At 42.8% G+C, this 25001-nt stretch carries 21 protein-coding genes; 10 read left to right on the top strand and 11 right to left on the bottom strand.

The features are described from left to right. Positions 1 to 332 precede the first annotated feature (332 nt). Positions 333 to 1466 carry a poly(ethylene terephthalate) hydrolase family protein gene (locus AC3IRT_RS13480; protein ID WP_489393733.1) on the bottom strand — a complete coding sequence of 378 codons (1134 nt, stop codon included), beginning with the start codon at positions 1464 to 1466 and terminating at the stop codon, positions 333 to 335. A 419-nt stretch (positions 1467 to 1885) separates the two neighbouring features. Between AC3IRT_RS13480 and AC3IRT_RS13475 the strand changes: the two genes are divergently transcribed. Together AC3IRT_RS13475 and AC3IRT_RS13470 are read left to right on the top strand one after the other, a co-directional pair. Further along, positions 1886 to 2503 carry an IMPACT family protein gene (locus tag AC3IRT_RS13475; RefSeq protein ID WP_489393732.1) on the top strand — a complete coding sequence of 206 codons (618 nt, stop codon included), beginning with the start codon at positions 1886 to 1888 and terminating at the stop codon, positions 2501 to 2503. Further along, positions 2500 to 3354, top strand: a complete 855-nt coding sequence (locus tag AC3IRT_RS13470) for a nucleoside phosphorylase (protein WP_489393731.1) — start codon at positions 2500 to 2502, stop codon at positions 3352 to 3354. The genes AC3IRT_RS13475 and AC3IRT_RS13470 overlap by 4 nt, the downstream gene beginning before the upstream one ends. A 35-nt stretch (positions 3355 to 3389) precedes the next feature. Here AC3IRT_RS13470 and AC3IRT_RS13465 read toward each other — a convergent pair whose 3' ends face one another. Then, complete coding sequence (locus AC3IRT_RS13465; RefSeq protein ID WP_489393730.1) at positions 3390 to 4253, bottom strand: universal stress protein; 864 nt, start codon at positions 4251 to 4253, stop codon at positions 3390 to 3392. Between the two features lie 138 nt (positions 4254 to 4391). On the opposite strand from AC3IRT_RS13465, the gene alaS reads away from it, so the two are divergent. The 6 genes from alaS to AC3IRT_RS13435 all read left to right on the top strand — a co-directional run bounded on the left by alaS (position 4392) and on the right by AC3IRT_RS13435 (position 13437). Next, entirely contained in the window at positions 4392 to 7007 is a 2616-nt protein-coding gene (gene alaS, locus AC3IRT_RS13460; protein WP_489393729.1) for an alanine--tRNA ligase, read from the top strand. A 1-nt stretch (position 7008) separates the two neighbouring features. Next, on the top strand, positions 7009 to 8118 hold the full coding sequence (locus tag AC3IRT_RS13455; protein WP_489393728.1) for a TlpA family protein disulfide reductase: 1110 nt from the start codon (positions 7009 to 7011) through the stop codon (positions 8116 to 8118). A gap of 102 nt (positions 8119 to 8220) precedes the next feature. Continuing rightward, on the top strand, positions 8221 to 8913 hold the full coding sequence (locus AC3IRT_RS13450; RefSeq protein WP_489393727.1) for a response regulator transcription factor: 693 nt from the start codon (positions 8221 to 8223) through the stop codon (positions 8911 to 8913). Positions 8914 to 9093: 180 nt separating this feature from the next. Then, complete coding sequence (gene glmS / locus AC3IRT_RS13445; protein ID WP_489393726.1) at positions 9094 to 10935, top strand: glutamine--fructose-6-phosphate transaminase (isomerizing); 1842 nt, start codon at positions 9094 to 9096, stop codon at positions 10933 to 10935. A 6-nt stretch (positions 10936 to 10941) separates the two neighbouring features. Further along, complete coding sequence (locus AC3IRT_RS13440; RefSeq protein WP_489393725.1) at positions 10942 to 13110, top strand: DUF4954 family protein; 2169 nt, start codon at positions 10942 to 10944, stop codon at positions 13108 to 13110. 162 nt (positions 13111 to 13272) lie between these two features. Continuing rightward, on the top strand, positions 13273 to 13437 hold the full coding sequence (locus AC3IRT_RS13435; RefSeq protein WP_489396134.1) for a MafI2 family immunity protein: 165 nt from the start codon (positions 13273 to 13275) through the stop codon (positions 13435 to 13437). Between the two features lie 261 nt (positions 13438 to 13698). Here the strand turns inward: AC3IRT_RS13435 and AC3IRT_RS13430 are convergent, their stop codons facing one another. From AC3IRT_RS13430 to AC3IRT_RS13415, 4 genes are all read right to left on the bottom strand, one after another. Next, a complete protein-coding gene (locus AC3IRT_RS13430; RefSeq protein WP_489393724.1) occupies positions 13699 to 13914 on the bottom strand; it encodes a heavy-metal-associated domain-containing protein in 216 nt (71 codons plus the stop codon). Between the two features lie 43 nt (positions 13915 to 13957). Then, positions 13958 to 16387, bottom strand: coding sequence for a heavy metal translocating P-type ATPase (locus AC3IRT_RS13425; protein ID WP_489393723.1), 2430 nt, complete (start codon positions 16385 to 16387; stop codon positions 13958 to 13960). 71 nt (positions 16388 to 16458) lie between these two features. Further along, positions 16459 to 17037, bottom strand: coding sequence for a helix-turn-helix domain-containing protein (locus AC3IRT_RS13420; protein ID WP_489393722.1), 579 nt, complete (start codon positions 17035 to 17037; stop codon positions 16459 to 16461). Between the two features lie 83 nt (positions 17038 to 17120). Further along, on the bottom strand, positions 17121 to 17456 hold the full coding sequence (locus tag AC3IRT_RS13415) for a DUF4342 domain-containing protein (protein ID WP_489393721.1): 336 nt from the start codon (positions 17454 to 17456) through the stop codon (positions 17121 to 17123). Positions 17457 to 17681: 225 nt separating this feature from the next. Here AC3IRT_RS13415 and AC3IRT_RS13410 point away from each other — a divergent pair, with 225 nt between their 5' ends. Continuing rightward, positions 17682 to 18563 (top strand): OmpA/MotB family protein, encoded by an 882-nt coding sequence (locus AC3IRT_RS13410; RefSeq protein ID WP_489393720.1) that lies wholly within the window; start codon positions 17682 to 17684, stop codon positions 18561 to 18563. 100 nt (positions 18564 to 18663) lie between these two features. Next, complete coding sequence (locus AC3IRT_RS13405; RefSeq protein WP_489393719.1) at positions 18664 to 19986, top strand: mechanosensitive ion channel family protein; 1323 nt, start codon at positions 18664 to 18666, stop codon at positions 19984 to 19986. A 32-nt stretch (positions 19987 to 20018) separates the two neighbouring features. Here AC3IRT_RS13405 and AC3IRT_RS13400 read toward each other — a convergent pair whose 3' ends face one another. The 5 genes from AC3IRT_RS13400 to AC3IRT_RS13380 all read right to left on the bottom strand — a co-directional run bounded on the left by AC3IRT_RS13400 (position 20019) and on the right by AC3IRT_RS13380 (position 24875). After that, positions 20019 to 21101: a porin gene (locus AC3IRT_RS13400; RefSeq protein WP_489393718.1), complete on the bottom strand. Its 1083-nt coding sequence runs from the start codon at positions 21099 to 21101 to the stop codon at positions 20019 to 20021. A gap of 296 nt (positions 21102 to 21397) precedes the next feature. Then, positions 21398 to 22192 (bottom strand): (Fe-S)-binding protein, encoded by a 795-nt coding sequence (locus tag AC3IRT_RS13395; protein WP_489396133.1) that lies wholly within the window; start codon positions 22190 to 22192, stop codon positions 21398 to 21400. Positions 22193 to 22265: 73 nt separating this feature from the next. Next, positions 22266 to 23561 carry a 4Fe-4S dicluster domain-containing protein gene (locus AC3IRT_RS13390; RefSeq protein WP_489393717.1) on the bottom strand — a complete coding sequence of 432 codons (1296 nt, stop codon included), beginning with the start codon at positions 23559 to 23561 and terminating at the stop codon, positions 22266 to 22268. A 154-nt stretch (positions 23562 to 23715) separates the two neighbouring features. Further along, on the bottom strand, positions 23716 to 24246 hold the full coding sequence (locus tag AC3IRT_RS13385; protein WP_489393716.1) for an OmpH/Skp family outer membrane protein: 531 nt from the start codon (positions 24244 to 24246) through the stop codon (positions 23716 to 23718). A 92-nt stretch (positions 24247 to 24338) separates the two neighbouring features. Then, complete coding sequence (locus AC3IRT_RS13380; RefSeq protein WP_489393715.1) at positions 24339 to 24875, bottom strand: OmpH/Skp family outer membrane protein; 537 nt, start codon at positions 24873 to 24875, stop codon at positions 24339 to 24341. Positions 24876 to 25001 lie beyond the last annotated feature (126 nt).

The raw sequence follows: 25001 nt of genomic DNA, 5'->3' as shown, positions 1-25001 counted from the left end.
TAGATTTTTTATAATTTGTTAATTATATGTTCTTGCGAGGTGGTGTCCGTTATGGATATCATTCTTTAGCGGTTTTAAGCGTACTAATTAAAAGAAGGTTTAAAATTTTTAGCGGAGTTAGTATGATTTGATCTAAAATGTGTAACATAAAAAGTATGCTCACGAAGAGGATGCTTTTATTCATTAAAAATGACTTGTTTTCTGCTGTTCGTATGTTGCTCCTCCACTTTTGTTTAGAAAATGGAATGATACAATAGAACAATAGCTGACGTTACACAGGGTGGTTACTTTCTGCTTTCCAATATTTATGGATTGTGTTTCCGCAGCAGAATTTACAATCTGTCCGCTAATTTGTTGCGCCGTACTCGAATCGGATTTAACGTGCCTTGAATAAATGCAGGATCTTGCGTCGCTAAATATGATTTTCCGACGAAATATCTCGCTGCGGCCGCATCGTTTTTCGCTCGGTATAATATCCACGCAACTGTAATACCAGCGTAATCATTTCTGCTAAGCTCTAAAGTTGGTGTGCCATGATTTGAGTATCTTGTTACGATGTACCAGGCTGGAGCTTTATTAATAAATCTATATTGCGTATTTAGACCCTGCAAGATTGGTGGTACAATCACATCAATTTCACCAGTTAAGATTAACGTTGGTACGGTGACGCCTAATCCAGTAGCATTGAAGCTAGCTTGCATTGGGAAAGACCCGACTAGTCTAATTTCAGGATCTATTGCCTGTAGAGCTTTGGATGGAACTGCACTAATTAATATTGATCCTCCTCCTCCAGCAGAATGTCCTGATACTAAGATTCTTGATAAGTCTACCTTATTGTATAATGGCGATTCGGGATTGCGATTTTGATCCACTAGCTCCGTTAGGCTAGTTACTTGTAGAGATGGGCTGAAATTAATGAAGTTATTGGTGTTTACCACGATAAATCCGTAGCTAGTCCATAGATTGATTATCGCATCATAGTTGGCAGCGTTAGACAATAATCCACCCACAAAACTGATGACAGGAACCTTCCCTAAAGATTGAATGTTGGACGGATAAGATATTTCAGTCATACGTCGGTCGGAAAATCCGTATGGAAATGCATCATTGCAACGCACGTTAGGATCTACTACCTTGATGGAAGCAAGTACTGTTTGGATAGCTCCAACAAACCCTCTACAGTTTTGTCGTGTGGCATTTATCGTAGATACGGCATAAGGCCCTGGTCTATTGTACTGGTCATTTGCCAGTCCAAAAACCGGTTGTGTTTTTATTAAAGGTGAAATAAGGTTTAGGATTTGTGTGGTGAAATCGATCCTAAATAGATCAGCTATCCCTTTGGCTTGGGCTTCGTTGTCTAAGAAATCAGCATCATCCGAAATCGCCGCTTCAAATACTTCATCATTTTTCCTACATGAGGAAAAAGTAAAAAAGAATAATAGTAGCACTACGCTTAAATTTTTCATAATAATTATGTTTAAGTAATAATTAATTACAATTAGGTTTTATTAATTATAACAATTTTACGAAAGATTTTATTTATTTTTAAGAAAAATTTTATAATATTTAAAATTATTTTTAAATATTGCCCAACGGCGCTATCAATTTATTTTTTATTTGTAACAAGACTTAGACCTACACTCAAAAAAGATAAACGCGGCCTATATAATATACACCCATCCCAACTATTTAATGTATTTGTTCATAGTGTTTTATCTCTATTTACATTTGCTTGGTTGTGTATTTTTTTTGTACTTTGAAGTGATATTTATAATAATGCTTCGTACTATTTATAATAATTTAGCACTCTGTAACAAGGCATTCAAAGCCGCGCTATTTTTTATTTAAAAATTACAATCTATTTATAGGTTTAAACATTCATTTTGTGAGTTTATTTGAAGATACTTATCATACGATAGGTCGACCATACGAAGGCATATTTAGAGACAAGGGGAGTAAGTTTGTCGCTTACGTTTATCCCTTTGAAGATGAAGTTCAGTTGAAAGATATTATTGCCGAGCTGAAGCTTCTGCATCCAAAAGCGCGGCATCATTGCTACGCGTACCGGCTCACGCCAGATCGCTCGATCTTTCGTGTTAATGATGACGGTGAGCCATCAGGTACTGCGGGTAGGCCGATTCTTAATGTGTTGCTATCGCTGGATTTGACCAATGTATTAGTTGTGGTAGTTCGGTATTTTGGAGGTACTTTGTTGGGCGTGCCTGGTCTTATCAATGCCTATAAAAGAGCGACAAACATCGCTTTGGAGGAAGCGATAATCTTAGAAAGGACCACAGATGATATCTACGAAGTGCAGTTTCCATATTTGCAAATGAATGATATTATGCGTATTATTAAGGAAGAGAATGCTACGGTCTTGGAACAAGAATTTGACAACGATTGCCTGATGCGTATTGCGATTCGAAAGATGCAAGTCAATGCAGTTGTCGGGCGACTGGAGAAAGTGGGCCAAACTAACCTTCGATATCTGAAAACTATATGATCAATGATTCTGAGCTAATACTGAACCAAGATGGTAGCGTTTACCATCTCAATTTACTTCCGGAAGATATTGCCGATACCATCATCTTTGTAGGAGATCAAGAGCGCGTGCCGTTGGTATCGCAACATTTTGATCGTATTGAAATCAAAAAAGGAAAGCGCGAGTTTATCACGCATACTGGGCATTTGCGTGGCAAGCGAATATCGGTGGTCTCCACAGGTATTGGTACAGATAATATTGATATTGTTATCAACGAAATTGATGCGCTGTTCAATGTGGATTTGCAGACCAAGATGCTCAATCCAGAAATCAAATCGGTGGATATCATCCGTATCGGCACCAGTGGTTCTATGCATCCCGATGTGGCTATGGATCAGATTATCGTGAGTGAGTTTGCTGTGGGTTTCGATTCGCTCATGCAGTTCTATAAAAAACAGTATACCCAAGGGGAGGTAGAGATACGGGATATTATCACGGAGGCTTTTTCGGAATTAGGCGTCAGACCATATGTGGGCAAGGCCAATGAAAGCTTGTTGGAAAAATATGCGCATAATTTGTATAAAGGAATAACGGTTACAGCGCCTGGATTCTATGGTCCGCAAGGACGCAAAGTACGTACCCAAGCAGCAGCTCCACAGTTTGTGGAATTGGCGGGAAGTTTGGATCTGGCGGGGCGGCATATTACCAATTTAGAAATGGAAACTGCAGGAATTTATGCGTTGTCCAACATGTTTGGTCATCGAGCCATCTCCATTAATGCTATTGTCGCTAGTCGTGTAGATGCGCGATTTAGTGAGCAGCCGCAGGCCGTCATCGAGCGGGCAATACGTTTGGTGTTGGATCGTTTTTAAAAATAATAAATCGGCCGCTGGCCAAGCAATTCATTTTATGCTTGGTCAATGCGGTCAAAGAAAGTAGGTTTCCTCAATTCCAGCGCAATTGCTTTCGATACAGAAGCTTTAAACAATCTTTCGAAGAATGATTTGCGCGTTTTGGTCACCAAGATAATATCTGGATTGTTTTTCTCAATCAAGCTGTTGACCACCTCTGGTACCGTATCTAGATTCTCATCACTTTTAGAAATAGGGGCACACTCTATGTTGACCTGCTTAATGATGTCCATCTCCCGGATGTTGAATGCCCAAGATTGCAAATGCTCTTGCATCGCGTCAAGATCGCTTTCTTCCCGGTATACATGCGTCAAAGAAAGCTTTTCTGGTTCGCCTATGATTCCGATAAAAGTACGCAATGTCTCCAGCTCTTCCGTCTTGAATTTCGTAAGTAAGCTAATGTGCTGAAAGGCGAAAGAAGGATATCCATCAGGTACTGCTACAACCGGAATAGGCGATTGCGCGGTGATAGCGACGGTTGTACTGCCGTAATAGATTGATTTTTTAGCAGAAGCGCCCGTGGCGCCCATGACAATCAGAACATAGTGATCTTTAGCTGCTTCCTTCGGTAATTTTTCATCAATCAAACCTCTTTCGCACACTGCCTTAATAACTAGTTCAGGGTGCGAAGTAGTCAATTCGGTCTTTAATTCTTGCATCAATACATCCGCTTTCAATAACGAATTATCTTCAGAATCTGTTTGTTGATCCGATTGGCCGGCGAAATTCACCGTATTGCTGGTGTAGTAATGCAGTAAATGCAAATTGTACCCCTTATGTTTTGCAAGCTGACAGGCATATTGCACGGCAGTAAGAGAGTTGGGTGAAAAATCTGTAGGAACCAGAATAGTATTTCGCATAGTGTTGCAGATAGTCGTGTCTTTGTTTCGTTAAATATAGCGAATATATTTGATTTGTTGTCCAAAACCTATGGCATTGCCGCCGTTTCCTCAGCAAATTTAAGTAAATTTGCGATTCAAATTTTAGGCACATTTTTAATGACTAGTAGAGAAATTCGCGAAGCATTCTTAACCTTTTTTCAAGAAAAAGGACACCAAATTGTACCATCGGCACCCGTTGTCGTCAAAAATGATCCCACGTTGATGTTTACCAATGCAGGTATGAATCAGTTTAAGGACCTGTTTTTGGGAGAACGTGTGGCCAGCTATTCCCGCGCAACCGATACGCAGCGCTGTTTGCGCGTGTCGGGTAAGCACAATGACTTAGAAGAAGTAGGTATTGATACCTATCACCATACCTTATTTGAAATGCTGGGCAACTGGTCTTTTGGCGATTATTTTAAGAAAGATGCCATTGCTTGGGCTTGGGAATTATTGACCGAAGTATATAAGCTAGATAAAGATCGCCTGTATGTGACGATCTTTGAAGGCGACGAAAACGACGGCTTAGCTAAAGATGTGGAGGCATACGATTTATGGAAAGCGTTTATTGCCGAAGACCGTATTCTATTAGGTAATAAAAAGGATAATTTCTGGGAAATGGGCGATACCGGGCCCTGCGGTCCGTGTTCCGAAATCCATTACGATATGCGCCCCAATGCGGAGCGCGCAGCGGTAGCTGGTGCCGATTTAGTTAATCACGATGATCCGCAAGTTATCGAGATTTGGAATCTCGTATTCATGCAGTACAATCGCTTGAAATCTGGCGTGCTCGAGTCGCTTCCAGCACAACATGTGGATACCGGTATGGGATTCGAACGTTTGGTTCGTGCCATTCAAGGAAAGGTGTCTAATTATGATACCGATGTCTTTCAACCCTTGATTTCATTTACTTCTCAGCGTTCGGGCATTCCGTATGGCCAAAGCGAGCAAACGGATATTGCGATGCGTGTATTGGCCGATCATGTTCGCGCCGTGAGTTTCACCATTGCGGATGGGCAATTGCCATCAAACAATAAAGCCGGCTACGTAATCCGCCGGATTTTACGTCGTGCCGTGCGTTATGCGTATACCTTTTTAGGTTTCAAAGAGCCTTTCCTCAATGAATTGGTGCCAATATTGGCACAGCAATTCAAAGGCGTGTTTAATGTCTTGTCCGATCAAGAAGGCTTTGTGCAAAAAGTAGTTTTGGAAGAGGAATTATCTTTCTTGCGTACATTGACCACCGGTATACAGCGTTTTGAAAGTTATGACAGTGCTGCTAAGCAGATCGATGGCGATTTTGCCTTTGAGTTGTTTGATACTTTTGGTTTTCCAATTGACTTAACCGAGCTATTGGCACGCGAAAAAGGTCTTACCGTAGATATGGACGGTTTTCAAACCGCCTTGAACCGGCAAAAAGAACGCTCCAGAGCGGCAACGACCTTGGATTTGTCGGATTGGACGATATTGCAGGATGAAGTGCAAACCGAATTTGTAGGTTATGATACGTTGAGTGCACAATCGCAAATCGTAAAATATCGTAAAGTAACGGCAAAAGGAAAAGATCAATATCAATTGATTCTGGACGTGACGCCTTTCTATCCAGAAGGAGGTGGTCAATTAGGCGATGTGGGTACGCTGATTAATAAGGCTACCCAAGAAAAGATACAAATCGTCGCGACGAAAAAAGAAAATGCGTTGATTGTGCATTTTGTTGATCAATTACCAGCTTCTTTGGAGGGAGAATTTGCAGCAACGGTAGATGCTGAAAAACGTGCCGATTCAGAAGCCAATCACTCCGCTACGCACCTATTGCATGCCGCGCTGCGGGATGTGTTGGGTACCCATGTTCAACAGAAGGGATCTTTAGTATCTCCAGATGTTTTGCGTTTTGATATTACACATTTCTCGAAAGTGACGGATGAAGAGCTCAAACAGGTAGAAGATATTGTCAATACTAAAATCCGCGCAAACATTGCCCTAAAAGAAGAGCGTAAGACGCCGTATCAAGAGGCTCTAGCGTCTGGCGTAACGGCCTTGTTTGGCGAGAAGTATGGTGAGTACGTGCGCGTCATTACTTTCGATGATCATTTCTCCAAAGAGCTCTGTGGCGGTACGCATGTATCTGCCACGGGTAAAATTGGTTTCTTTAAGATTGTGAGCGAATCTGCTGTAGCGGCTGGTGTACGTCGTATTGAAGCGGTGACTGGTAGTCGTTCCGCTACGTTGATTCGCGAGCAATTTGAGATCGTGAATAACATCAAAGAATTACTACATAATCCGAAAGACTTCGTCGGTGCTTTGTCAAAGATGCTCGAGGAAAATGGCGCCTTGAAGAAAGAAGTACAACAAGCGATCACCGCACGTTCCTTAGCGTTGAAGACCGAGCTGTTGGATAAAGTAGAGACCGTTGGCGGTGCAAAATACTTGGCAGCCCGGGTCGATATTCCAAACGCCGATGCGGTGAAAGGCTTAGCTTACGCGCTGCGCGATTCGGTTCCGAATTTATTTTTGGTATTAGCAACAGTGATGGACGATAAACCGTTCTTATTGGTGATGATTACCGAAGATCTGGCGAAGGCCAAAGGTTGGAATGCAGGAGCTATTATCCGCGAATTGGCCAAAGAGGTGCAAGGCGGTGGCGGAGGTCAGCCATTTTTTGCGACAGCTGGCGGTAAAGATGTTAATGGAATTGAACGCGCCTTGGAGCGTGCTCGTGAATTTGTGGTGTAATATGAAAATAATTAAAATCTGCTATTGGATAGGTATCGTGGCTTTGTCGTTTATGGCATTGCAGGCCTGCGATTCGAAAGAGAATATTGCGATCACTGGAACCATTGAAAATCCGGGCAACGTCAAAGTGGTTTCCTTCTTCGAAGGGGAGCGCAAGTTGGACTCAGTGTTTATTGCGGATGGCAATCGCTTTCGATTTGAGCGTGGTAGTACGCAACCGCGCTTGCTAACCTTAGTGGTTGGCAATAATCGGTATCCCATTATATTGGAACCAGGGCAGCCCGTGAAGTTTGAGACCGATCTACAGCAGCCTGAGCAATACCAATTAGCCGGATCTGAGCTTTCGGAAATCCTCAAAGCATTTGCGCCAGCAAAAAATCGCATTGAATTCGTACAAGACTCACTTCAAAAGATATTTACCAAAGCAACCATCGATAAATCTTCTGAGCAGATTCAAAATCTGCGCAGTGAGATGTTGCAAAGTTTTGAGCCGCACATGCAGCGCTATATACAACAGGCGGTTGCTTTTGCGAACGAACAACCCAATCTGGCTGGTTTCTATGCCATGAGTACGCTAGAACCAGAGATGGCAGAGGTTGAATTAATTGCCTATGGCGATCAAATTAAAGATCAATTTACCGATAATCGGTACGTTACCGAATTCAAAGCTGAGGTCGATAAGCTGCGCGCGTTGGCCATCGGACAAGAAGCGCCTTTCTTCGAGGCGTATACGCCACAGAATAAGCTCGTGAAGCTCACAGATTTTAAAGGTAAATATACTTTAGTTGACTTTTGGGCTTCTTGGTGCATGCCTTGTCGCGAAGAGAACCCGAATATCGTAAAGCAATACGCTGCCTTTAAAGACAAAGGCTTTGAAGTACTGGGTGTGTCGTTGGATGACAATCCCGGCTCGTGGATTAGGGCGATGGAAGATGATGGCTTGACGTGGACTAATATCTCAGATTTGAAAGCCTGGAGCTCGCATCTGATCATAGATTACCGTATCCGCGCGATTCCCACTTCGTACCTGCTAGATCCTTCTGGAAAGATCATTGCGAAAAACCTACGCGGTAAAGCGCTTGAAGATTTCCTTAAGAAAACTTTAAATTAATATTGATGGGATGTTATTACATCTTGCACGGGTTAACAATATCATAACATTTGTGTAACTTTAGCTTACCATTAAGTACATACTTTAGTAGAAAAAATGAGTATGAGCAATCCCAAACCAAAAATATTGGTTGTAGATGATGAGCAAGATATTGTAGACATCATATCGTACAACCTCAGCAAAGAAGGCTTTCAAGTGTCTACAGCTAACAACGGCAAAGAAGCTATTCGGGTGGCCAAAGAAGTCAATCCAGATTTAATCATTTTGGATGTGATGATGCCCGAGATGGATGGGATCGAAGCTTGTAGACTCATGCGGTCGATGCCAGAATTCAAAAATACCTTTGTCATATTCCTTACTGCACGTAGCGAAGAATATTCAGAGATTGCTGGCTTCCACGTGGGTGCAGACGATTATATTGCCAAACCGATCAAACCTCGGGCGTTGATTAGTCGTATTAATGCCATTCTGCGGCGCAATGCGAATGATTCTAGCGATGACCATGTCGATAAACTAGAGATCATGGATTTGGTGATTGATCGGGATTCCTTTTTAGTGTTTAGAGGTGATGAGAAATTTGTACTAGCGAAGAAGGAGTTCGAGCTCCTATATTTACTGGCTTCTAAGCCTAACAAGGTGTTTACACGCGAGCAAATCTTGAAAGCGATATGGGAAGATTCGGTCGTTGTGACAAACCGTACCATCGATGTACATATTCGTAAATTGCGTGAAAAGATTGGTGAACTCTATGTCACTACGGTAAAAGGTGTAGGTTACAAATTCGAATTGAACTAATACGTTTTAGTATTCATAGTTATTGTGTACAGCGCCTGCTTCTTTTGAGAAGCAGGCGCTGTTCTTTTTCGCATTAGGAAAAAACGGTGCAGATGCAGAGTGATTGTCTATGATAATTGATATATTCGAACGGATTTTAACCCTTTTAGGAATATAAATTAAATTATACGAGTTTTATATATGTGCGGAATAGTTGGTTACACAGGAGGCAAACAGGCTTATCCCATTCTAATTGATGGTCTGAAAAAATTAGAATACCGAGGTTACGATAGTTCCGGTGTTGCTTTGTTGCAAGATCGTGGTGTTACGGTATTTAAGAAAGAGGGAAAGGTTGCAAAACTAGAGGCGCATGTAGGCGTGAGCGATGTGGCTTCGCATACCGGTATTGGGCATACCCGTTGGGCTACGCACGGCGAGCCTTGTGATCGCAATGCACATCCGCATTTGTCGCGATCTGGCCGTATTGCTATGATTCATAATGGTATTATAGAGAATTATGCGCAACTCAAGACGGAGTTACTAAAAGAGGGGTATGTTTTTCATAGCGATACCGATTCGGAAGTATTATTAAACTTCATCGAAGATATCCAAATCAAAAACGAGTGTTCACTCGAAGAAGCCATTCGTATCGCTTTGAAGCGTGTGACGGGTGCCTATGTTATTTTATTGATCGATCAGGCATATCCTGATACGATTATCGCGGCGCGGAAGGGAAGTCCACTGGTGATTGGTATCGGTCAGAATGAGCATTTCCTAGGTTCCGATGCTTCGCCTATGTTGGCTTACACTAAAGAGGTCGTATACATCAATGACTATGAGTTAGCCATTGTAAAGCCAGATGAACTGATTTTGAAAAACTTGGGCAACGAGATCATCACACCATACGTGCAGAAGTTGGATATGGAATTGGCCGCTATCGAAAAGAATGGCTACGACCACTTCATGCTGAAAGAGATCTTTGAACAACCGCAAACGATTTTTGATTCGCTTCGCGGACGCATGGATGCACAAAAAAATCAAATCACGCTGAGCGGTATCGATGCGATTGCGGATAAGATTATGGCGGCACGCCGGATCATCATCGTTGCTTGTGGTACCAGTTGGCACTCGGCTTTGGTCGCCGAATATGTGATCGAAGAATTGTGTCGCATCAATGTAGAAGTAGAATACGCGTCTGAATTCCGATACCGGAATCCAATTATATCGAGCGAAGATGTGATCATTGCGATCTCGCAAAGTGGCGAAACTGCAGATACCTTGGTGGCTTTGGAAAATGCCAAAGAGCAAGGTGCCACTATCTACGGATTGGTGAACGTAGTGGGCTCGTCTATCGCTCGCTTATCTAATGCCGGATCGTACACGCATGCTGGCCCAGAGATTGGCGTAGCCAGCACCAAAGCGTATACCGCACAATTAGCCGTATTGCAGTTGATTGCTTTGAAAATTGCCAAATTAAAAGGTACAATCGACGATCAGAAATTTACTTATTTCATTCAGCAATTGGATGCGGTGCCAGAGAAAGTGCAGTGGATTCTGGACAATCAGGTCGAAGAGATTCAACGCATCGCGAAGAAATATAGCGACGCCAACGACGTGCTATACTTAGGTCGTGGATACAACTTTCCAACCGCACTAGAAGGCGCTTTGAAGTTGAAGGAAATCTCCTATATCCATGCCGAAGGGTATCCAGCCGCCGAGATGAAGCATGGACCTATTGCTTTGGTCGATGAAACATTGCCTGTGATTTTTGTCGCTACAAAAGATAGTTACCACGAGAAAATCGTGAGCAACATACAAGAGATTAAAGCCCGAAAAGGAAAAATTATTGCGATAGTCAGTGAGGGAGATAATAGAGTGGAAGAATTGGCAGATGATATTATGGTAGTGCCTAATTGTGATGAAATTATTGCGCCATTATTGGCGGCCATTCCACTGCAGTTATTGGCGTACTATATTGGAGTAGAACGTGGATTGGATGTAGATCAGCCGCGTAACCTAGCCAAATCAGTGACCGTCGAATAAGCGCTTATGGCCTATATAAACAAGAGACCACTTCGTTCTTTGGGTTACGATTTCGTGCCCAAAGAATACCTGCCCGCAGGGCAAGATGAATATTACCTGCGATTTCAGCAAAATCCGATCGCGTCGGATCAGTTTCGTTCCCTAACATCCGAGGAAATCGATCAACTGACGGCGCAGGGCAATGAGTCGTCCAACTGGAGCGATGTATTCGTCAGCAAAGCAGGATTTATTCCCGATCAGATTCGTCATTCCAAATTTTATGGTTTGGTGCGCATCGGTAAGATGGACGAAATCTATGTAGAATACCGCGATCTTCGCTTGGCGTCTGGTATTTATCATTCGCAGATCATCAGTTCGGATATTGGCGATTATTGTGCCATACATCACGTGCGCTATATGGCGCATTATATTGTGGGCAAGGAAGTCATCCTCACGAATATCGACGAGATGGAAACCAGTTCCAATGCAAAATTTGGAAATGGTGTACTCAAAGATGGAGACGATCCAGAAAGTCGTATTTACCTCGAGTTGTGCAATGAAAATGGCGGCCGTTCGGTATTGCCTTTCAATGGCATGCAGGCTGGCGATGTTTATCTCTGGACGCGCCACCGCGATGATGCTGATTTTCAGCGACGCTTACACGAAATTACCGATCTGCAGTTTTCGTCCAAACGTGGTTACTATAGCATGATTGGTGAGCGCACAGTCATCAAAAATTGCCATACCATCAAAAACGTGCAGATTGGCTCCGACGCCTATATCAAAGGCGTTAATAAAATCAAAAACGTCACCGTCAACTCCATTTCCTCTGCGTATACACAGATTGGCGAAGGTTGTGAGTTGGTGAATGGCATTGTGGGCTACGGTTGTCGCATATTTTATGGCGTGAAAGCAGTGCGGTTTATTTTGTCTTCTTTCTCGCAATTGAAATACGGCGCACGACTGATTAACTCGTTTCTCGGCGACAATTCTACCATATCGTGTTGTGAAGTATTGAATTCCTTGCTATTTCCAGCGCATGAACAGCATCATAATAACTCCTTCCTTTGTGCTTCCTTGATCATGGGGCAAAGCAATATGGCGGCTGGGGCGACTGTGGGATCTAACCATAATTCCCGCGCAGCGGATGGTGAGTTAATGGCGGGTCGTGGCTTCTGGCCAGGCTTGTGTGTGAGCTTGAAGCACAATTCGCGCTTTGCTTCGTATTCGCTCATCGTCAAAGGCGATTTTCTTCACGAATTGGATATCCGAATTCCGTTTTCGCTGATTAGCAATGATGTGCAAAATGATCGTTTGGTCATCGTGCCGGGGTATTGGTTTATGTACAATATGTACGCGCTGATGCGCAACACCAGTAAATTTACTGCACGGGATAACCGCAAGCTGAAAAACCAATATTTCGAATACGATGTGATCGCACCCGATACGGTCAATGAGATGTTCAATACCTTTTCGGAGATCGAGACGGCGGTGGCCTTGTTAGGTAGTGAGGCACTACGCACTTTGAAAGATCCGGTTGGCGTGTTCCAGCACGAAGTATTGCTTTCAAACGTCGAAAACTCGCGTCGTAAAGTGGTGTTGAAAAAGCCGAAAGAGGTTTACCATCTGTTCCAGCGTATGATTCGCTATTATGCGGCCACGCAAATGTTGGCTTATACAGAAACGAACTCGGTGGATGATCTTTGGCAATTAGTGCAAAATCAGCCTTTTGAACGAAAAGCATTTACTAATGTGGGCAGTCAGCTCATACCAAATTCCGATCTGCAACAGCTCATTGCCGATGTGAAATCAGTTGAGCTCAACTCTTGGTTGGAAATTCATCGACGCTATCATCAATTGAGTAGCGATTACCTGCGCGAAAAACTAGCGCATAGCATCGCTTCATTGCAAGAGCTAACTGGTGTGTCGGCCGCCACATGGGATGTGGCATTTCTGCAAGGTTTGATGCAAGAAGCGCTGGAAACAAAACGCTGGATTCGTGATGAGATCGAACGGACAAGAGCCAAAGATTACGAAAGTGAATTCCGCAAAATGTTGTACAATTCAGACGAAGAAATGGAATTAGTGGTCGGAAAATTGTCTGACAATAGTTTTATCCTTTCGCAGAATAAGGAATTAGCCGAGTTTGAATCTCGTATCGAAAATATAATGCAGTTACTACCTTCTAGAAGTTAAGAGCGGAGAAAATCAAACTTAGCATAGCTAACGATGACCATCATAATTAAAGACAGGTATATAGGTGATCGTACGAAATAAAATAGGAGTTGATTTTGGAAAGGTAATTGCATAAATCCGCAAACCAGATCGGTTACACCAACAACGATGGGTATTTAGTTAATTATTAACACCAGTGATTACGAAAATCTTAGCGAAGTGACTGCAGAAGTTTGTGCTGATATTAACTTTCAGGAAATTGAAGAGTACTGTATTTACTCCGCTAAACCCCTTTCTCAAGTAAATAGCTTGGCATCTTGGGTTTACATAAGAAAAGAAGAAAAGTAGCTCTTGTCGGGAATAGATTGATTAAGCTCGACGATTCAACACGTCGGGCTTCTTAGTTTAAAATGCGGCGATGCTCCTGAATTTGGTAGCGTTACAATTTTGAACCTTTAACATTTTTACAAAAATAAATAAAACTCAACTTTTAAAAGTGCTTGATGCTGCGGGTATCAAGTTAAACACCTTAAAAAGTGTTTATCGTATAAATTAGCAAAAAGCCTCTGTTTCAAGAACGAAACAGAGGCTTTTTGCAAAATACCAAGCTTACAGCGCTGTCGCGGTAAAGCCTGCTTTTTGTACTGCAGTAAGTACTTCATCTGCCGTAGCGCTGGCGCTTTGCACCGTCAGGATTTTGTCGGGGTTGTTGGTGTCTACTTCCCATTGGCTGATGCCAGATATGTTTTCTAAAAATGGCGTCACCGCTTTGATGCAGCTGCCGCAATTGATGCTGGTTTTAAATGTCAATACGTTATTTTCCATGATCTAATTTTATAAGAAATACTAAACTAATTTAATGTCATTATTATGCTGTCGTGCCTATATCTCTCCATTTCAGACGCAAGCTGTTGGATACGACCGATACGCTACTCAAGGCCATTGCGGCACTCGCAATCATCGGACTCAACAAGAATCCAAAACTAGGATACAAAATACCTGCCGCAATTGGAATGCCTACCAAGTTGTAAATAAATGCCCAGAAAAGATTCTGACGAATCGTTTTCACCGTTAATTGCGACAGCTTAATAGCCACCTGCACTTTCTGTAAGTCCGATGAAATGATGGTCATCTTGGCTACATCCATCGCAATATCACTTCCTTTGCCCATCGCAATACTAACATCTGCTTGTGCTAATGCCGCGCTATCGTTGATGCCATCACCGACCATACCCACCACGTTGCCTTTCGCTTGCAATTTTTGGATGTATTTTGCTTTATCTTCTGGTGACATTTCTGATTCAAAATATTGGATGCCGGCTTGGCGCGCAATCGCTGCGGCGGTCGCTTCATTATCACCTGTTAGCATGTAGGTTTTGATGCCAGCTTGGTGCAAAGCAGCAATCGCGGATGGAGTAGTTTCCTTGATCGGATCGGAAATGGCGAGCAGGGCCAGCACGCGTTGCGTATCCGCAAACCAAACTACGGTTCGGCCAGATTGCGCGTATTCTGCGGCTTTTTCTAAAAGCACATCCGAAATCGGCACTTCCTTACTCATCATCAATTTCTGATTTCCGGAGAGGTAAGATGTGCCTTTGTAAGTTGCCACAATGCCTTTGCCAGTTATACTTTCGAAATCCTCTAGATCTAGCGAGGGCGATTCGTCCCAAGCGCTTGCGATGGCATCTGCTAGTGGATGCTCTGAAAGGCGTTCCATTGCCACCAACACGGGTCGATGCGATTCATTTTCCTCCAACCAGTATTGATCGGTAATCTGTGGGCGACCCATCGTCAGTGTGCCGGTTTTGTCAAATACCAGCACATCCAAATCTTTCGCTCGCTCTATACTTTCGGCATCTTTAATCAAGATGCCTGCCGATGCTGCGCGACCTACGCCCACCATAATGGCAGTCGGCGTAGCCAAACCCAGCGCGCAAGGACAAGCGATCACCAGCACCGTCACAAATGCCATAATGCCTTGCGTCAGCCAATGATCGCCGCTAAATACAAACCAGATCAGCATGCTCAATAGCGCAATGGCGATAACGATAGGAACAAAAATACTCGCAATTTTGTCTACTAGTTTTTGCACGGGTGCTTTGCTTCCCTGCGCATTGCGAACAAGTGCAATGATTTGTGCCAACACCGTATCTTCGCCCACTTTTTGAGCGCGAAATCGAAAACTGCCGCGCTGGTTGACCGTACCGGCATACACTGATTCACCTTTATTTTTCAATACTGGGACGGATTCGCCGCTCAGCATGCTTTCGTCTACGTATGATTCACCCAGTTCCACGCGTCCGTCTACTGGAATCTTTTCACCCGGGCGCACCAATAGCAGGTCTTCCAATAGCACATTCGCGATCTCTATTTCTTCCTGTATGCCTTGTGTATCGAGTCGAATGACCGTTTTAGGCTGCATGCCCATCATTTTTTTTATCGCATCCGACGTATGACTTTTTGCGCGTGCTTCTAGTAATTTGCCGAGTAGGACAAAAGCGATAATGACAGCAGCAGCTTCAAAGTAAACGTGTGCTTCCAGACCACTTTTTAACCAGAATTCTGGAAAATATAAGGTAAAGACACTAAATACATAAGCCGTTCCTGTGCTTAACGCGACCAGTGTATCCATGTTGACCGCACGATGCTTAGCTTGTTTCCAAGCGTGTACAAAAAAGTCGCTTCCTACCCAAAATACCAATGGCGTCGTACACACAAACATGATCCAATTCGCGTACGGTGCATGCATGAAAAACATGCCATATACAAATACCGGCAAGGCCAATACAAGCGCAAAGAAGGTTTTGCGTTTCAATTTCTCGTAGTTTTCCTGCTGTATGGTCGCCTTTTTTTCGTCGCGAGAAGCTGCTGGTTCTAGTAATAGATCAAAACCTATGGCGCGTACTACTTTTTGGAGATCTTGTTCTTGAATCAGATTAGGCAGGTATTCTACCTGCGCACTGGTATTGGCAAAATTGACGCTGGCTTGCAATACGCCCGATTGTGCCAATAGCATACTTTGAATGCTGCTGGCGCAGGAAGCACAGCTCATATCTAATACTGGGATTTCCTGTTTTTGCGTAAGTGGAGCATAGCCTTGCTGTTGTAGTAAGGAAACAATGCGAACCACTAGATCACGATCAACACTACTTACGATCAGATTTTGTTTATCCAAGTTGATAGGCACGGTGATTTCGACGCGCGCCAGCGCTTGTTGTATATTTTTCTCAGCCGCTTGGGTAAGATGTTTTTTATCCAAGGGAATAATGGTGCTCGATGTGTTGCTTTCTTCTATCATGTTAGCTAACGCTGGTTGCTTACACAAAGATCGGAAACAGCTGGGCAGGAAAGTTTGCGTTTTGTTGCTTTTTACTTGTAAGATTTCACTGCGTCCAGCGGCAGCCTGGTGTTCTCGGCCGATTGCTTGTACTGGGAAGGAGATAGGCCAGTCACTTTTTTGAATTGATTACTTAAGTAAGCTACGCTGGAATAATGTAATTGATCGGCAATTTGCGATAAGGTGAGTTCCTCATAGTGCAGTAATTCTTTGACACGCTCAATCTTTTGGGCAATGAAGAACTTCTCTATGGTGGTCGATTCACTTTCTGAAAACCAAGCCGACAAATGCGCGTAATCCTGATTCAAATCTTGCTCTAGCCAAGTCGAAAGGTTAAGCTTTTGCCCAAGGTGTTTATGATAAATCAAGGCAATGATCGCCGTCTTAATGCGCTCTACAGTTTGTTGTCGCTTATCATCGATCAGTTCGAAGCCCAATACGTCCAATTCTTTTCGAATGGTGTCCAATAAGCTTGGCGAGATGGTAGCTGGCGTGGTGACTTCGCCAAGCGCTATGTGCGAAACAGGCAGTTTCCACTTATTCATGTGCTCTTCTACGACCATGATGCAGCGGTTGCATACCATATTTTTAATGTACAGGGTCGTATCCATAGCTTTGTTCAGATCTTGATCTGTACGAAATTAGGAAAAGCCCATGGTATAATACATGGGCTTTTCTCAATTTGTTGTCAAAATTAAAACTGCGGTGACTCAGGTTCATCTGTGTGATGCGTTGGTTCTGCAGGATTGGTGGGCTCAGAAGGAGCAGATGCCGCAGGCTCTTCTTTAGTCGTGTCGGTACGTTCTACCACGATCTTGCATTCCGTCAGGATCGCCGCCAAAGCGCCAACTGCGGCAAATATCGGTGCTAAAACAATTCCTACTACACCGATGGTTACCGGAAAGCTGATGATCTCTTTGTTGTTTTTATCAGCAATAGAGATCTTGCGTACATTACCTTCTGCAATTAGATCTTTGATCTTTTTTAATAGATTCTCACCGTTGATGCTAAATGTTTCTTTAATAGACATGATCGTATTTTTTTAAATGGTTGACTTATTTGTTATAATCAAAAGTACTAGTACCGCCTTATGTTTGATAGTTCTTTTAGGTGAATGGCTGCCGATTGTCGGTAAAAACTCGCTGAAAGTCGGTTTATGTCCAGTTTATAGCGATAAGTAATTTAATTTTTTTTTAGCATTTTGGCACGATCTAAGTATCTACATTCGTATCATGTCATTTAATACCATACTAATATGAAAAAACAAAGGATATGGCCTTACGCATTGGTAATTATCGGAACGATGCTTTTCAGTGCTTGTGGAGTCAGTAAAAAAGTGCATCAGGCATTAGAAGCCGAGCATCGTACGTTAGGGGAACGTTATCAGCAGAGTCAGGTTGAATTAGCCGAATCACGTGCGCGTGTCAAAAGTTTGGAAGATCAATTGGAATCTGAGCGACGTAATAATACTTCGCTGAAAGAAGCACTAGCTAGATTGCAAGGAACGTTGGATAATAGTATTAGCCAAAACACGCAAGGTAATGTGAATATTTCGAAATTGGTCGATGAGATCAATGCTTCTAATCGATACATTCAACATTTAGTGAATACCAAAAATAAGAGCGACTCGCTTAACATGGTGTTGACTAATAATTTGACGCGTTCATTGAGCAGAGAAGAGTTGAAGGATGTGGATGTGCAGGTGCTAAAAGGGGTGGTATACATTTCCCTAGCAGACAATATGCTGTATCGTTCGGGTAGTTACGAGATCTCGGATCAAGCAGGTGCTACACTAAGCAAGATTGCCAAAATTATTCAGGACTATAGAGATTATGATGTATTGATAGAAGGTAATACGGATCCGGATCCGATCACGCAGAAAAATATCCGAAATAATTGGGATCTGAGTACATTGCGTGCATCATCGGTGGTGCAAGCTTTGCAAAATACATACGGTGTAGATCCTAAACGTATGACGGCTGGTGGTCGTGGTGAATACAACCCAATCGCCGACAATGCTACTGCACAAGGTAAGGCACGTAATCGCCGTACGCAGATTATCATCACGCCAAAGCTGGATCAGTTTATGGAGCTAATTGATAAGGCACCAGCAACGGATGGTATGGAAGAGGAATAAGAGAGATTTCAAGATCATATTGGAAAAACCCATCTTCGAGCCAAAGTCGGCAAGAAGATGGGTTTTTTGTTATCCAGACTGGGATTCCTATTTTTGCAGGATGAAGGACAGGATTGAACAATTTTTGGCTGACGAACAGGTCAATACACAAATCTACAATACGACGTACCAGCAGCTAGCGCAATTGCAGCTCAATAGCCAACTCACGCATATTATTACGACGGCCGCGCTATTGATCGCGATGACGATGGTGTTATTTGTAGTAGACTATTTAGTACGTAATGTATTCATAGGAGTTTTCTCGAAGATGATGCGACGTACACAACAAATGGCGTATGAACGATTTGTTGAAAATAAGTTTTTCTCCAGTCTGAGTTTATTGATTTTATTAATCATTACACAGGCTTTTCTTCCTTTGGTATTTCGCGGATTTCCAGCGACACTTTCCTTTTTAGAAGCTTCTTTAAACCTGATTATTGCATTTGTGGCGCTGCGACTAATCAACTCGGTATTCAAAACAGGAAGAGATATTTTTAAAGACAAACCCGGCTTTGTAGACAAGCCTTTAGATAGTTATTTACAGGTTTTGCAGATTGTCCTATACTTTATTGGGGGTACGATCTTGTTCACCGTAATAACGGGAAATTCCCCAGGACAGTTCTTGATTTCGATGGGTGCTGCTTCGGCCATTCTGATGTTGGTATTTAAGGATACGATACTTGGATTCGTAGCGAGTATTCAGGTTTCTGCCAATGATTCGGTACGGGTAGGAGATTGGATCGAGATGAAGAAATACAATGCAGATGGCGATGTCTTGCAGATCAATCTTAACAATATCCGCATCCGCAATTTTGACCGCACGATTGTGACTATTCCTACCCATACGTTGCTTACCGAATCATTCACCAATTATCGTGGGATGCAGCAATCGGGTGGTCGTCGGATTAAGCGTGCGGTGAATGTCAAGATTTCGTCGATCCGCTATATGAGTGATGAAGAAATTGCAAAATTGCGACAAATTCGCTTGTTGCAAGATTTTATCGACCAACGATTGGGAGAAATCCAAGCGTACAATGATGAGTTTCTACCGGACGAAACTATGCCTGTTAATGGTCGTCGAATGACGAACATCGGTTTGTTTCGTGCTTACCTTTCTGCTTATGCGAAAGCGCATCCTCGTATTCAGCAAAGTTCGATGGTCATGGTGCGTCAGTTGGCACCTACCGAGCATGGCTTGCCATTGGAACTGTATATGTTTACCGATGGCACGAGCTGGGCTTTTTACGAAGAAGCACTAGCGGATATCTTCGATCACTTGTTTGCAGCGATCAAGTTTTTCGATTTGGAAGTGTTTGAAGCACCTGCATCTGATGACTTGCGTCAATTAAAACGATCTTTTTCTAAAGACACGCTTTCCAATTAAACGTTGGGTGATATTCTGTGTTAAGTAGCCGTTTAGATACCAAGCTCTACTTGAAATGTACCGCCCCAAGTTCCTTTGCGATTGCTGTTGTTGAACACACCATCGCGAAACAGGTAGGAGGCATTTGCCTGAAATTTTAATCGGTGCGCCTTGAAGTATTTGGTTAGACCTAGTTCAATCACTTCGGTCTGTAATTCTACAGCTTGGATATCACGATGTGGCTTTACATAGGTGTAGCGGCTGGCAATTTCATAACCATCCTGTAGCAAGTAGGATAGTTGCTGATTGACACCCCAACCTTTGTATGCGTGCACTGCTTGTAGAGGATCACTTTCTAAATAATTCAGCGGATCATCGACATCGCGACGCATGTATTCGGCCATATAAGCCCAACCTGTGTATTTGAAAATCATATCGGCATAACCGGTTTTTAGCGTCATCGGGTTAGCAACAATCTTTCCCGTTTGTCCGCCAGATCTGGTGGTTCGATCGTTGTAGCTATACCCTGCCGCAAGCGATAATTTGGGCGTGGGTTCACGTTCTAAATCACCTTCAGAATAGTCGCCGTCGTTGGTGAAATCTCCCAACGGCAAAAACTCCACTCGACCGGTATACGCCAAGCCATCATCCGTAGTTACAGCCACACGCCCTTCTCCTGTGGATACTGCAAATTTAGCATGTATCGGCATGTTGTTAATCTGCTTGTTGAGGTGCATCGTGAGGTTAAAATCACGATCGATATTGAAAGCGGCATTCACCAGCGAACGCTCTGCGAATTGTAGTTGACCCGACGAATTGACCCTCTGCCGGTTACCGGGTAACTTATTTTGTCCGAATGAAACGTAGAAATCTTCTGAAAAATTATAGAACATCACCGCGTCACGCACAATATTAGGTACTCCAGTATCATCGAAATCTTGATCTCCGCGCGTGAAAGCGAGCTGTACGCTATAAGATATTTTGGGTGTGTAAATGTAGCCATCCATTCGCAATCGCAGCCTGCGCACGCGTGCTTCCCATTCATTATTGCTTTGCTCATCCAATACGTTGGTATACCGTAGCCTATTTTGCATCCGAAAACGGAAGTTAGTGTAAAATAAACTATCTGGACTCATGAATTGGATTCCCTTGAAGTTCCCCAGTGTCGCACGGTCATCTCTTTCTTGTGCGTAAGCAGAGGGTTGTGAGAGAAAATTGAAAAGAAAAATAATAAAAAGAAATACGAGGCGAAGTGTTCGCCCGTGAGAAGAGGTTGCATGGTGCCACATAATTTCCACTAATAGAAGCTGCTAGCTTTTGTAAGTAAAGCGTACAAAACTACAGCTAAATTTTTAATATAGTACCGAATGCTTGTCTTTTAACGCGATAATAATTAAGACGTCCTTACCGGATTTTGCAAAAATTAGTCGACTTAAATATTATTGGCTTTGACCGTGATCTCTGCAATATCCAAGACTTGAATGCTATCTTCTTTTTCTTTGATCTTGACGCCGTCGCGTAGCATTGTCATACAAAATGGACAAGCTGCCGCGACCACATCGGCTTTCGATTCTATCACATCTTCGATGCGCTCTAGGTTGATATCCTTGTTACCCGGTTCGGGCTCTTTAAACATCTGCGCCCCACCAGCTCCACAGCACAGTCCATTGCTGCGACAGCGCTTCAACTCCACTAAATCGGTATCCAACGATTCTAAGACCTTTCTTGGGGCTTCATACACCTCATTGGCTCTACCGAGGTAGCAAGGATCATGGTAAGTAATTCTTTTCCCTTTGAAAGCGTGGCCGTCGTTAGGTTTAAGTTTTCCTTCATTGATGAGCGATTGGATCAACTCGGTATGATGGATGACGTCATAGTGGCCACCTAATTCTGGGTACTCGTTCTTTATCGTGTTGAAACAATGCGGACAAGCAGTCACAATCTTCTTGATCTCGTAGCCATCGAGTACTTGAATATTCATCATGGCTTGCATCTGAAACAAAAACTCATTGCCAGAACGCTTCGCAGGATCGCCTGTGCAGCTTTCTTCAGTGCCCAGTATAGCGTATTTGATACCTACATGTTGTAAGATTTTGCAAATATCCCGCGTGATGCGCTGCGCGCGTTCGTCAAAGCTACCTGCGCAACCTACCCAAAAAAGTAAGTCCGGAGATTCGCCTTTAGCTAGTAATTCTGCTGCGGTAGGGATATGAAGTTGATTTTCCATGTATGCTGTATCGTTAAAAGTGGAATAGCCATCAGGCTGTTTCTGTATTTTATGATTACTATGAATTCCTGTTTTATGAATTAGTCCAGTTGGCGCGGTCAGCTTGTGCATATTTCCAAGGTGCACCATTGTTCTCCAAATTACCCAACATATTATTGATGCTAGCTGGCCCTTTTGATTCTTCCATGATGGCGTATTGGCGCAACCCCATGATGATCTGCAGTGGATCAATATTAACGGGACAAGCTTCTACGCAGGCATTGCAGGTCGTACAAGCCCAGATCTCTTCGCGGCTTATATGTGTGTCAATCAACGATTGCCCGTCGTCTACAAACTCGCCTTTATTAAGATCTATATTTTTGCCAACGACAGTCAGACGATCGCGGGTATCCATCATTATTTTTCGTGGTGAAAGCAGCTTGCCTGTGATGTTTGCCGGGCACGAAGCCGTGCAACGGCCACATTCGGTGCAGGTATAGGCATCGAGCAGATTTTTCCAAGTTAGATCGTGCACATCTTTTACGCCGAATCGAGAGACTTCGCCGTCCGGTGGTGGCAAGGATGGATCCAACATCGCTTTTACCTCCGCGGTCACACTCGGCATATTATCAAACTGTCCTTTATGCTTTAAGTTACTGAAGTACGTATTTGGGAATGCTAACAAGATGTGCAGATGCTTGGAGATGGGCAGATAGTTTAAGAATGCCAATACGCCTAAAATATGAAACCACCAAAAGAAACGCTCTAAGACAATTAGTGTACCTACGTCCGAAGGCAAAATACCCGTAAGATATTGGCTTACTGGAAAGCTTCCTGCCACGATATAATGATCCGCTCCTAAACCCTGTAGTTTAAAATCTGCCGCATTCATCAATAAAAAAGCAGCCATGAGAAGAATTTCGGCCGCCAAGATCAAGTTAGCATCTGTTCTTGGCCAGTTGTTAAGCTCTTTTTGATTCAAGCGTTTTACGCGCAAGATATTACGGCGTATCAAAAATATCAAACATGCCGTTAGAACCGAAAAAGCCAGCCATTCAAAACTATATATTAAAAAGTTGTAGAAGCTACCCATGAAGGCAAAGATCCGGTGTGTGCCGATAACACCATCGATCACTATCTCAAGCATCTCTAGGTTGATAATCACGAAACCAAGATATACAAAAAGGTGCAATAGGGCAGGGATCGGTCTTTTGAACATCTTCTTTTGACCAAAAGCCACCAATAACATAGTCTTTGCTCGTTCTGCTGGTGAATCGAATCGATTGACCGATCGACCTAAACGAATGTTACGGTATATCTTCGAAGCATTTTTGTAGAATAACCATCCCGCAAAAACTAACAATATCGCAAATAGGAGTTGAGCTATCATCGTTTTATAATCAGTATAACACAAATATATTAAATACTATAATACTATGCGTGCATAATATTCTATTTAGAAGAAATAAAAATTGCTGGGATAGATAACAAAGAAAAAGCCGCTACATCAACTGTAGCGGCTTTCTAAAAGTTTAAGTGGAGAACTAGATGCCCAACTTCGATTTTACATCTGGTGTCAAATCGTCACCTCCATCGAAGTAAAATACGCTTCCGCTAGCTAAGTCTAATACATAAGCATAGCCTTTATCTTTAGCTACTGTATTGATCGCGTTGATTACTTTCGTTTCGATTGGGTTCATCAACTCTTGGTATTTCTTTTGCAATTCTTCCTGAGCCTGACCGTTAGTTGCTTGAATGCGCTCTTCCATCTGACGCATTTCTGCTACAAGCCCTTGGATTTCCGTGTCTAGCGTAGTTTTGTTCGCTTCGCTGCGGTTCATTGCTTTTTCGTTAGCTTCTGTTTGTTTTTTCTGGTACAACTCCAACATTCCTTGATACTCTTTTTCTTTAGTTTCTCTCAAGGTTTGGATTTGAGTTTGCGCAGTTTTAAATTCTGGCGTAGCTTGCATCAACTCCTGCGAGTTAATGTGTCCAATTTTTTGTTGAGCATTAGTCACCTGTGTAGCTACGAACAAACTCGCTGCTACAGCTACACCTTTCCATACATTTTTCATCCTTTTCATGTTAATCTTAAATCTTATACTGCGATAAGTTTGTTGTTTGTTATGTTAATCTTATTAGTTTGCGCAATTATACTAAAAATATCTTAATTCGCTAGCTTAGGATCTGGCTTCAAGCCTAGCTTCGTGATCACAGCATTACTTTTATCTAATGCAGGGTTAGCGAACAAAAATGTGGTCTCCGTGCTCCTGTCTAAGATCAAGTCCAGACTTTCTGCTGCCGCAATATCTTGGATCGCTTTGGTCAAACGTTGTTGAATTGGTTGGATCAACTGTGTACGTTGCTTAAACAATTCACCTTCGAAGCCAAAACGTTGGCGTTGTAAGTCTTTGACCTCACGTTCTTTGTTTACGATCTCGTCTTCACGACGTCTACGCATGTCATCGTTCAATAGTGTTTGATCGTTTTGATACGTTTTATACAATCGCTCAATTTCGGCATATTTTCCATCTACCTCTTCTTGCCACTTAGTTGAGAGATCATCTAATTGCTTTTGAGCAGCTGCGTATTCTGGAATGTGTTTTAAAACATATTCCGAATTTACATAAGCTAGTTTCTGTTGTGCAAAACCTACGCTAAGTGTTAGCACCAGAACTGCCGTAATCATAAGAATCTTTTTCATCGATATATGCTTTAATTTTTTCCCGTTTATAATTCTTCTGACAATTGAAACTTCAAAAAGTTTAAATTATCGAAATTTCAAAAAGTGTCAATTATTTTTGACTAAACATGTCACGTCGCAAAGTAA

The sequence above is a fragment of the Sphingobacterium sp. KH_072 genome (genome assembly GCF_057837975.1).
This window is presented reverse-complemented; position numbering and strand designations above follow the sequence as displayed.